Origin of the sequence: Fictibacillus sp. BK138 (assembly GCF_004216955.1) — a bacterium.
Lineage (GTDB): Bacteria > Bacillota > Bacilli > Bacillales > Fictibacillaceae > Fictibacillus.
This window is the reverse complement of sequence record NZ_SGXL01000002.1, coordinates 240,631-250,471: the sequence shown is the minus strand read 5'-3', so window position 1 is coordinate 250,471 and position 9,841 is coordinate 240,631. Positions and strand designations below refer to the sequence as shown.

Sequence of the window (9,841 nt, the reverse complement as noted above, 5' to 3'; positions counted from 1 at the left end):
AGAGGTCACACCCGTTCCCATACCGAACACGGAAGTTAAGCTCTTCAGCGCCGATGGTAGTTGGGGGTCTCCCCCTGTTAGAGTAGGACGTCGCTAGGCAAAGAAGGTGGGATGAACTTTATGTTCGTTCCATCTTTTTTTATTTTTACAGTTTTCTAGAGTGATATGTAAATGTATTTAGTCTTTAACCTCATGTTCAAATCTCCTATTCCCCATCTAACTGTTTTTGCATCAATTCTCCAGTTTCCAACTTGTCCAAAAAGTGTTATTCTTAACAAAGTATTTTTTTCACCTTAGGAGGTTGCCACCTTGTTAGATAATGCGGTTGTTATGGTCTGTATTATATTATTGATAAATATTGTGTACGTTTCGTTCTTTACGATCCGGATGATTTTAACGCTTAAAGGGCAGCGGTATCTGGCTGCTTTTATAAGTATATTTGAGGTTATCATCTATATTGTTGGACTTGGTCTAGTACTTGATAACTTGAATGAGATTCAGAACTTGATTGCTTATGCGGTTGGTTATGGAGCCGGTGTGCTTGTGGGGATGAAGATTGAGGAAAAGCTGGCACTTGGATATACTACTGTTAACGTGATTACAACTGATCTTGCGGGCGGCCTGCCTAATGCGCTTCGCAACAAGGGCTACGGGGTTACGAACTGGCTTGCTGAAGGTCGTGAAGGACAGCGTTTAATGATGGAGATTCTCACATCTCGTAAATCAGAGTTGAATCTATATAATACAGTTAAAGATTTGGATCCAAAGGCTTTTATTATTTCGCATGAGCCGAAAGCGTTTCATGGCGGGTTTTGGGTCAAGGGTATCAGGAGGTAACAGATGGAGAAGAAACCATCTAAAAAGAAGTTTGCTGTTGAAACAGGAGAGTCCATTTCTGACTGCCTGGACCGTATGGCAAAGGAAGGCTATACACCGGTTAGAAGAATGGAAGAGCCTGTGTTTCATGAGGTGAAACGTAATGGCAGATTGGAACCAGAAGTGAAGGAACAACGAATTGTTTTTGAAGGGAAACTTATAAAATCATAGCAAAACACGAACATTAAGTATTTTATATAACTTAATGTTCGATTTTTGTTGACAAATGAAAACGACCATTGCTACAATAAAACCAGAAGAATAAAGCCCTCATATAATTTCGGGGATATGGCCCGTAAGTCTCTACCTGATGACCTTATATCTCATCAGACTATGAGGGAAAGCATCTTTCTGTTATTTTTATCGGATACGTATGTCCAGTTGGCTGCTTTCTCTCATATTTAGGGAGAAGCATACAAACTGGACTTTTTTATTTTTTCTGACAATAAGGAGGCTGCCATGGCTAAAGTAGGCGTGATCATGGGAAGTGTTTCAGATTGGGAGACAATGAAAGAAGCGTGCGATATTTTAGAAGAACTTGAAGTAGCATTTGAAAAGAAAGTAGTTTCAGCACACCGTACACCAGATCTTATGTTTCAATATGCAGAAGAAGCTGAACAAAGAGGACTTGAAGTAATTATTGCAGGAGCTGGCGGTGCAGCACACTTGCCGGGCATGGTTGCAGCAAAGACGATCCTTCCTGTTATCGGGGTGCCGGTTCAGTCTAAAGCGCTCAATGGCCTTGATTCACTTTTATCCATCGTTCAGATGCCTAAAGGCGTACCCGTAGCAACTGTTGCTATCGGTAAAGCTGGTGCAGCGAACGCAGGACTTCTAGCTGCACAAATGGTAGCCGTTCATGATGAAGGTGTAAGACAACGACTTAAACAACGCCGGGCTAATGCTGAAGAGATGGCGATTGAAAGTAGTGAGCAGCTTGTATAAAACAATTAGACCACAGCAGACAATTGGGATTTTAGGCGGCGGACAGCTAGGGCGCATGATGACATTGAGCGCAAGAGAAATGGGACTACGTGTCGTAGTTTTAGAGCCAGGTGAAGATTCGCCTTGCGGGCAAGTTGCAGATCAGCAGATTTTAGCCGGTTACGAAGATCGTGAAGGCATCCGTAAGCTTGCAGCTCTAAGCGATGTTGTCACCTATGAATTTGAAAACATAGATGCAGAAAGTGCAAGCTGGCTCGAGGAAAATGCACACCTGCCGCAGGGAAGCCGACTTCTTGCAGTTACTCAACATCGTTTAAAAGAAAAAGAAACACTCGTAAAAGCTGGCGTACCGGTAGCTCCTTTCAGACCTGTTTCAGATTTAGATTCTTTAACTGATGCAATCGCACAGCTAGGACTTCCTTCCGTTCTAAAGACGTGCCGCGGGGGGTATGACGGAAAAGGCCAAGTTGTGATCAAGCAGGAAAGCGACATCGAAAAAGCAGAACAGCTATTAAATAGAGAAACTGATTGTGTCCTTGAGTCATGGGTGGAATTCGATAAAGAGATTTCGGTTATTTTAACAAGAAGCGTAAGCGGTGAGGTTAAATCGTTTCCGATAGCAGAGAATATTCATAGAGACAACATTCTGCACCAAACGATAGCACCTGCACGAATCACAAAGCAAACGGCGGAACAAGCAACGCTCTTAGCAGGGTCAATCGCAACGGAACTGGAGCTTGTTGGGACGCTTGCTGTAGAGATGTTCGTCGCAAAAGACGGCGGTATTTATGTGAATGAACTTGCACCGCGCCCGCATAACTCGGGGCATTACACGATCGAGGCATGTGAGACGTCACAGTTTGATCAGCATGTACGTGCTGTGTGCAACTGGCCGCTTGGTAATACAGACTTAATAAAACCGGCCATAATGATCAACATCTTAGGTGAACATCATGAGACCGTGTTAAATGAGATAGGAAAATTAGGAGAAGCGAAACTGCACCTGTACGGAAAGAAAGAAGCAAAAGCGAAACGTAAAATGGGGCACATTACGGTTTTAGGCGAAACCATTGAAGAAGCGCTAGAAAAAGCTGAAATCGTGTCTAACGTATTTATAGAGAGAAAGAAGACGGAGGTACAACAATGATCGAACGTTATACTCGCCCAGAGATGGGAGCTATTTGGACGGATGAAAACAAATACCAAGCTTGGCTGGAAGTTGAGATCCTGGCATGTGAAGCTTGGGCTGAACTTGGTGATATCCCTAAGGAAGATGTGAAGAAGCTTCGTGAAAATGCGTCGTTTGATATTAACCGCATTTTAGAGATCGAAGAAGAAACACGTCATGATGTGGTTGCTTTTACTAGAGCGGTTTCTGAAACGCTGGGTGAAGAGCGCAAATGGGTACATTACGGGCTGACTTCAACAGATGTTGTGGATACAGCACTTTCTTATCTTTTAAAACAAGCAAACGACATCCTGGCAAAAGACCTTGATCGTTTTGTTGAAATTTTAGGAGAGAAAGCGAAAGAACATAAGTACACAGTGATGATGGGACGTACGCACGGTGTACACGCTGAGCCTACAACATTTGGATTGAAGCTTGCTTTATGGTACGAAGAGATGAAGCGTAACGTTGAACGTTTCAAGCAAGCGTCTGACACGGTTCGTTTCGGAAAGATCTCTGGAGCAGTTGGAACATATGCCAACATTGACCCTTTCGTTGAAAAATATGTGTGTGAAAAGCTTGGGTTAGAAGCTTCACCAATCTCTACACAAACACTTCAGCGCGACCGTCATGCACATTACATGTCAACACTCGCGTTGATCGCAACAAGCATCGAGAAGTTTGCAACAGAAGTTCGCGGACTTCAAAAGAGTGAAACGCGTGAAGTTGAAGAGTTCTTTGCAAAAGGTCAAAAAGGATCTTCTGCAATGCCGCATAAGCGAAATCCGATCGGTTCTGAAAACATGACAGGATTAGCACGTGTGATCCGCGGGTACATGATGACAGCTTACGAGAATGTGTCTCTATGGCATGAGCGTGACATCTCGCATTCGTCTGCTGAACGTGTAATCTTGCCGGATGCGACGATCGCACTAAACTACATGCTGAACCGTTTTGGCAACATCATCAAAAACTTAACGGTGTTCCCAGAGAACATGAAGCGCAACATGGGCCGCACGTACGGATTGATCTACTCACAGCGAGTACTATTGAAACTGATCGACAAAGGCATGGCACGTGAAGAAGCATACGACACAGTGCAGCCAAAAGCGATGCAAGCATGGGAAGAAGGCGTACAGTTTAGAACATTAGTAGAAGCAGAAACAAAAATAACAGACAAATTAACACCAGAAGAAATCTCTGAATGCTTTGATTACAGTTATCATCTGTCACACGTAGATACGATCTTCGACAGATTAGGGCTTTAAAAGGTTTATAAGAAGGATCTTTAAAGATTGTTGTTTTTAAAAGACTTCATTGAAAGTTGATTGAAGTGCAAGATGCGAGACTCCTGGGGGACGAGTGGGTCAGGTGAGACTCCTAACAGCGCAGAGCGCTAGGAGGCTCACCGCACGCCCCCCGGAAAGCGAGCATCTGGAACGGAAATCAATTTCTTTCAAAGACGACAGTAATTGCAATAAAAGCTTATTTGCAGGACTTCAACTAAAAAGAGAGTGATATGTAGAGCTCTCTTTCTCTTTGCCTTTTTTAAAAGATTGAATATTGGGAATGTTCCTAAAACGGAGGGGTCAGAATGGAGAAGCTAGAGCAGCTGTATGAAGGAAAAGCCAAGAAAATCTACGCAACATCAGACGAAAATATCGTATGGGTAAGCTATAAGGATTCAGCCACAGCTTTTAACGGTGAGAAAAAAGCCGAGATCGAAGGAAAAGGGAGACTTAACAACGAGATATCATCCATTCTGTTCGAGTTGCTCAAAGAAAAAGGCATTGAATCTCATTTTGTAAAACGAGTGTCAGAAACGGAGCAGCTCGTAAAGAAGGTGACCATCATTCCCTTAGAAGTGGTCGTGCGCAATATCGCGGCTGGTTCGCTTTCAAAACGCACGGGTTTACCTGAAGGGCAGATCCTGCCAAGAACGATTGTTGAGTTTTATTTTAAAAATGATGATCTTGGAGACCCGCTGATTACTGAAGAGCATATCGATATTCTCAATCTCGCTTCAAAAGAACAGCTTGAAGTCATCTCTAAACAGGCTCTTCAGGTTAATGAAATTCTGACTTCGTATTTTGTTCAGCGAAATGTGAAGCTTGTAGATTTCAAACTGGAATTTGGTTTAGACAGCGAAGGGCAACTGCTGTTAGCTGACGAAATCTCCCCTGATACTTGCCGTTTATGGGATGCAGAAACGAACGAGAAATTTGATAAAGATGTGTTTCGCCGTGAACTTGGAAGTTTAACAGATGCTTATGAAACTATTTTAAAACGTCTAGGAGGCCTATCATGTATAAAGTAAAAGTTTATGTGACGCTAAGAGAGAGTGTATTGGACCCGCAAGGAAAGGCAGTTATGCATTCGCTTCATAAGATGGGACAGTCAGAGGTTGAAGACGTACGTATCGGCAAGTATCTGGAGCTGACACTTCAAAAAGGCGACTATGATCTAGATGAGAAAATCGTTAGCATGTGCTCTAAACTTTTATCCAATCCGGTTATTGAGGACTACCGGTATGAGGTGGAGGAGGTTGTTGCACAGTGAAGTTTGCAGTAATCGTATTCCCAGGATCGAACTGTGACACAGATATGTATCATGCGGTAAAAGACGAGCTTGGCAGTGAGGTTGAGTATGTCTGGCATGATGCATCAGACTTAAGTGGATTTGACGGTATTTTATTGCCAGGCGGCTTCTCATATGGAGATTATTTACGCTCTGGGGCGATCGCACAATTTTCAAACGTGATGAGTGAGGTTGTAAAGGCGGCAAAAGAAGGCAAGCCCGTTCTAGGTGTTTGCAACGGATTTCAGATTTTGCTTGAAACAGGTCTATTGCCTGGAGCGATGCGCCGTAATGAATCGCTGAAATTTATCTGCCAGCCAGAAGAGCTTGTTGTTGTAAATGATCAAACACTTTTTACATCTCAATACGAAAAAGGTGAAGTGATCTCTGTTCCGGTGGCACATGGTGAAGGAAACTATTATTGCGATGAAGAGACGCTAAAGACGTTGAAAGAAAACAATCAGATCGTATTCACCTATGCAAAAAATCCGAACGGATCTGTTGAGGATATTGCCGGAATTACAAATAAAGAGGGCAATGTACTTGGGATGATGCCGCATCCGGAACGCGCTGTTGATGAGCTGTTAGGAAGCAAGGATGGACTGAAATTATTTCAATCAATCGTGAAGAGCTGGAGGGAACGCTATGTCGCTGCAACATGAACCAACAAGTTCTCAAATTAAAGAACAGAAATTGTACCGTAAAATGGGCTTAAGTGATTCAGAGTTTGAATTGGTAGAAAAGATTATTGGTAGACTTCCAAACTGGACGGAAACTGGATTGTTCTCTGTTATGTGGAGTGAACACTGTTCCTATAAAAATTCAAAACCAGTATTGAGCAAGTTCCCGACTAAGGGAGAGCGTGTGCTGCAAGGGCCGGGCGAAGGTGCTGGAATCGTGGATATCGGTGATGGCCAGGCGGTTGTATTCAAGATCGAGTCTCACAACCATCCATCAGCGATTGAACCTTATCAAGGGGCTGCAACAGGTGTTGGCGGCATTATCCGTGACGTTTTCTCAATGGGAGCGCGTCCGATCGCAATGCTGAACTCGCTGCGTTTTGGTGAATTAGAATCCCCTCGTGTGAAGTATTTGTTTGAGCAAGTTGTAGCTGGTATCGCAGGGTACGGAAACTGTATCGGTATTCCGACAGTAGGCGGAGAAGTTCAGTTTGATCCGTCATACGAAGGTAACCCGCTTGTTAACGCAATGTGTGTGGGTTTAATCGATCACAAAGATATTAAAAAAGGTCAGGCAAAAGGTGCTGGCAACTCCGTGATGTACGTTGGAGCAAAAACGGGACGCGACGGCATCCATGGTGCAACATTCGCATCGGAAGAATTATCTGAAGCATCAGAAGAAAAACGTCCGGCGGTTCAAGTTGGCGATCCGTTCATGGAAAAGCTCGTGATGGAAGCTTGTTTGGAGCTGATTCATAACTGTGATGCGCTTGTTGGGATTCAGGATATGGGTGCGGCTGGACTGACAAGCTCGTCAGCTGAGATGGCAAGTAAAGCAGGAATGGGGATCGAGATGAACCTTGACCTTATTCCGCAGCGCGAAACAGGTATGACGGCTTACGAGATGATGCTGTCAGAATCGCAGGAACGCATGCTGTTAGTTGTGGAAAAAGGCCGCGAGCATGAAGTAGAGAAGATTTTTGAAAAGTGGGATCTTGATTGTGTAACAGTCGGAACGGTTATCGAAGAAAAGGTACTGCGCCTCACTCATCAAGGTGAAATTGTAGCAGATGTACCAGTAGATGCACTTGCTGAAGATGCACCGGTTTATCATAAGCCTTCAAAAGAACCGGCATATTATGGTGAATTCCAAGCGCAAGAGGACTATATCCCAGAGGTTACTAGCTTCAAATCTACGTTGCTATCATTACTTGAGCAGCCGACGATCGCGAGCAAAGAGTGGATTTATAACCAATATGACTATATGGTTCGTACGAATACAGTGGTAGCGCCAGGATCTGATGCAGCAGTTGTGAGAATAAGAGGAACGAAAAAGGCGTTAGCGATGACAACGGATTGTAATTCTCGTTATTTATATCTTGATCCTGAAGTTGGCGGGAAAATTGCTGTTGCTGAAGCGGCTCGTAACCTTGTATGTTCAGGTGCGAAACCATTAGCTGTAACGGACTGCTTAAACTTCGGAAATCCTGAGAAGCCGGAGATCTTCTGGCAGCTTGAAAAATCGGCTGACGGCATGAGCGCGGCATGTACAAAGCTTGAGACTCCTGTAATCGGTGGAAACGTATCTCTTTATAACGAAACGAACGGTGTAGCGGTTTACCCGACGCCTGTTATCGGAATGGTAGGGCTGATTGAGGATACAAAGCACATTGTAACGCAAAGCTTTAAAGAAGCGGGAGATATCATCTATCTGATCGGTGACAGCAAGCCTGAATTTGGCGGCAGTGAACTTCAGAAGATGAAAGAAGGCCGCATTTTCGGCAAAGCACCTCACATCGATCTTGAAGTGGAAGAAAACAGACAGCGTGATCTTTTAACAGCGATCCAAAAAGGGCTTATCGCTTCAGCACATGATGTGGCAGAAGGCGGACTTTCAGTAGCACTTGCTGAATCTGTGATGGACGGAAAAGTTGGGGCGAGCGTTACGCTGACAGATGAGCCGATAGGAAGTCTTTTTGGTGAATCTCAATCCCGTTTCTTAGTAACGGTAAAACCTGAAAATCAAGATGAGTTCCAACAGCTTGTAAAAGATGCAAAAATCATAGGGTTTGTACGTTCTGAGAGCGGTCTTGCGATCGATAATGAACAGGGTGAAGAATTATTATCCTGTACGCTCCAGGAACTGGAAGATGCCTGGAAAGGAGCCATTCCATGCTTGCTGACATCAAAGGTTTAAACGAAGAATGCGGCGTATTTGGTATTTGGGGTCACCCTGACGCCGCACAGTTAACGTATTATGGTCTTCACAGCCTGCAGCATCGTGGGCAAGAGGGTGCTGGAATTGTTGTAACGGATGGAGAGCGCCTCCGCATCCATAAAGGAAGCGGTCTCGTGAATGACGTTTTTAGCAAAGGCGAGTTAGAAGGTTTGATTGGACATGGTGCGATTGGTCATGTCAGGTATTCAACCGCTGGCGGAAATGAGCTTGCAAACGTTCAGCCTCTCTTATTCCGCTCGCAAACGAGTTCACTCGCATTAGCGCATAACGGAAATTTAGTGAATGCCAATGCATTGAAACATCAGCTGGAGTCACAAGGAAGCATCTTTCAGACGACATCTGATACGGAAGTGCTTGCTCACTTAATCAAGCGCAGCGGATATTTTACATTAAAGGAAAAAGTACAGAACGCACTTACGATGTTAAAAGGTGCTTACGCGTTTTTAGTCATGACAGAAAACGAGATGATGGTGGCATTAGATCCGAACGGCTTGCGTCCATTGTCATTAGGCATGCTGGGTGATGCTTATGTTGTAGCTTCTGAAACATGTGCGTTTGATGTAATCGGTGCAACATACGTTCGTGACGTGCAGCCTGGAGAACTACTAATCATTAACGAAGACGGGTTAACGGTAGACCGCTTCTCAACTTCTGTACAGCGCTCCATGTGTTCGATGGAATATATTTATTTTTCAAGACCAGACAGCAATATTGAAGGAATTAACGTTCATGCTGCACGAAAAAGTCTTGGGAAGAAGATGTTTGAAGAAGCACCAGTTGAAGCAGATGTAGTAACAGGTGTTCCTGATTCAAGTATTTCAGCCGCGATCGGTTATGCGGAAGCATCCGGAATTCCTTATGAGATCGGCTTGATTAAAAACCGTTATGTAGGAAGAACATTCATCCAGCCTTCACAAGAACTGCGCGAACTTGGAGTGAAGATGAAGCTTTCACCCGTTCGAGGAATTGTGGAAGGCAAACGTGTTGTGATGGTAGATGACTCGATCGTTCGAGGCACAACTAGCCGCCGTATCGTTAAAATGCTGCGTGCCGCGGGCGCTACAGAGGTGCATGTGAGAATTACAGCACCGCCGATCGCCCATCCATGCTACTACGGAATCGATACGTCAGAGCGTGCAGAACTCATTGCATCAAAACATTCAGTTGATGAGATCCGAGAAATTATCGGAGCTGATTCTTTATCATTTATTTCTGTTGAAGGATTGATGGAGGGGATTGGCCGCTCGAACTCAGAACCGAACTGCGGTCAGTGTTTAGCTTGTTTTACAGGACGTTATCCGACAGAAATTTATCCAGATACAGTTTTACCATATGAAAAAGAGCTTGTTTAAAGGG

At 44.2% G+C, this 9,841-nt stretch carries 10 protein-coding genes, 1 rRNA gene and 1 riboswitch; all 11 genes read left to right on the top strand.

The window, feature by feature from the left end; all coding sequences use genetic code 11:
* Nucleotides 1-99 (top strand): 5S ribosomal RNA (gene rrf / locus EV282_RS18010); the annotation flags it as partial.
* A gap of 231 nt (nt 100-330) precedes the next feature.
* Nucleotides 331-837: a DUF2179 domain-containing protein gene (locus EV282_RS18005; protein WP_171978961.1), complete on the top strand. Its 507-nt coding sequence runs from the start codon at nt 331-333 to the stop codon at nt 835-837.
* A gap of 3 nt (nt 838-840) precedes the next feature.
* Nucleotides 841-1,047 carry an NETI motif-containing protein gene (locus EV282_RS18000; protein ID WP_130297267.1) on the top strand — a complete coding sequence of 69 codons (207 nt, stop codon included), beginning with the start codon at nt 841-843 and terminating at the stop codon, nt 1,045-1,047.
* Between the two features lie 79 nt (nt 1,048-1,126).
* A riboswitch (purine riboswitch) is annotated at nt 1,127-1,230 on the top strand.
* A gap of 105 nt (nt 1,231-1,335) precedes the next feature.
* A complete protein-coding gene (purE, locus tag EV282_RS17995; protein ID WP_130297266.1) occupies nt 1,336-1,821 on the top strand; it encodes a 5-(carboxyamino)imidazole ribonucleotide mutase in 486 nt (161 codons plus the stop codon).
* Nucleotides 1,814-2,968: a 5-(carboxyamino)imidazole ribonucleotide synthase gene (gene purK / locus EV282_RS17990; protein WP_130297265.1), complete on the top strand. Its 1,155-nt coding sequence runs from the start codon at nt 1,814-1,816 to the stop codon at nt 2,966-2,968. Before purE ends, purK begins: the two co-directional genes overlap by 8 nt.
* A complete protein-coding gene (purB, locus tag EV282_RS17985) occupies nt 2,965-4,257 on the top strand; it encodes an adenylosuccinate lyase (RefSeq protein ID WP_130297264.1) in 1,293 nt (430 codons plus the stop codon). Before purK ends, purB begins: the two co-directional genes overlap by 4 nt.
* A 326-nt stretch (nt 4,258-4,583) precedes the next feature.
* Entirely contained in the window at nt 4,584-5,306 is a 723-nt protein-coding gene (purC, locus tag EV282_RS17980; protein ID WP_130297263.1) for a phosphoribosylaminoimidazolesuccinocarboxamide synthase, read from the top strand.
* Nucleotides 5,294-5,548: a phosphoribosylformylglycinamidine synthase subunit PurS gene (gene purS / locus EV282_RS17975; RefSeq protein ID WP_130297262.1), complete on the top strand. Its 255-nt coding sequence runs from the start codon at nt 5,294-5,296 to the stop codon at nt 5,546-5,548. The genes purC and purS overlap by 13 nt, the downstream gene beginning before the upstream one ends.
* Nucleotides 5,545-6,228, top strand: coding sequence for a phosphoribosylformylglycinamidine synthase subunit PurQ (purQ, locus tag EV282_RS17970; protein ID WP_130297261.1), 684 nt, complete (start codon nt 5,545-5,547; stop codon nt 6,226-6,228). The genes purS and purQ overlap by 4 nt, the downstream gene beginning before the upstream one ends.
* Nucleotides 6,212-8,443, top strand: a complete 2,232-nt coding sequence (purL, locus tag EV282_RS17965; protein WP_130297260.1) for a phosphoribosylformylglycinamidine synthase subunit PurL — start codon at nt 6,212-6,214, stop codon at nt 8,441-8,443. The genes purQ and purL overlap by 17 nt, the downstream gene beginning before the upstream one ends.
* The gene (gene purF, locus EV282_RS17960; RefSeq protein WP_130297259.1) at nt 8,419-9,837 is read left to right on the top strand and encodes an amidophosphoribosyltransferase; all 1,419 of its coding nucleotides are present in this window, start codon (nt 8,419-8,421) and stop codon (nt 9,835-9,837) included. The genes purL and purF overlap by 25 nt, the downstream gene beginning before the upstream one ends.
* The last annotated feature ends 4 nt before the right edge of the window (nt 9,838-9,841 follow it).

Coding starts and splice junctions, on each gene's coding strand:
- purC (WP_130297263.1), top strand. CDS start 4,584: ATGGAGAAGCTAGAGCAGCTGTATGAAGGAAAAGCCAAGAAAATCTAC.
- purL (WP_130297260.1), top strand. CDS start 6,212: ATGTCGCTGCAACATGAACCAACAAGTTCTCAAATTAAAGAACAGAAA.
- purE (WP_130297266.1), top strand. CDS start 1,336: ATGGCTAAAGTAGGCGTGATCATGGGAAGTGTTTCAGATTGGGAGACA.
- EV282_RS18000 (WP_130297267.1), top strand. CDS start 841: ATGGAGAAGAAACCATCTAAAAAGAAGTTTGCTGTTGAAACAGGAGAG.
- EV282_RS18005 (WP_171978961.1), top strand. CDS start 331: ATGGTCTGTATTATATTATTGATAAATATTGTGTACGTTTCGTTCTTT.
- purB (WP_130297264.1), top strand. CDS start 2,965: ATGATCGAACGTTATACTCGCCCAGAGATGGGAGCTATTTGGACGGAT.
- purF (WP_130297259.1), top strand. CDS start 8,419: ATGCTTGCTGACATCAAAGGTTTAAACGAAGAATGCGGCGTATTTGGT.
- purS (WP_130297262.1), top strand. CDS start 5,294: ATGTATAAAGTAAAAGTTTATGTGACGCTAAGAGAGAGTGTATTGGAC.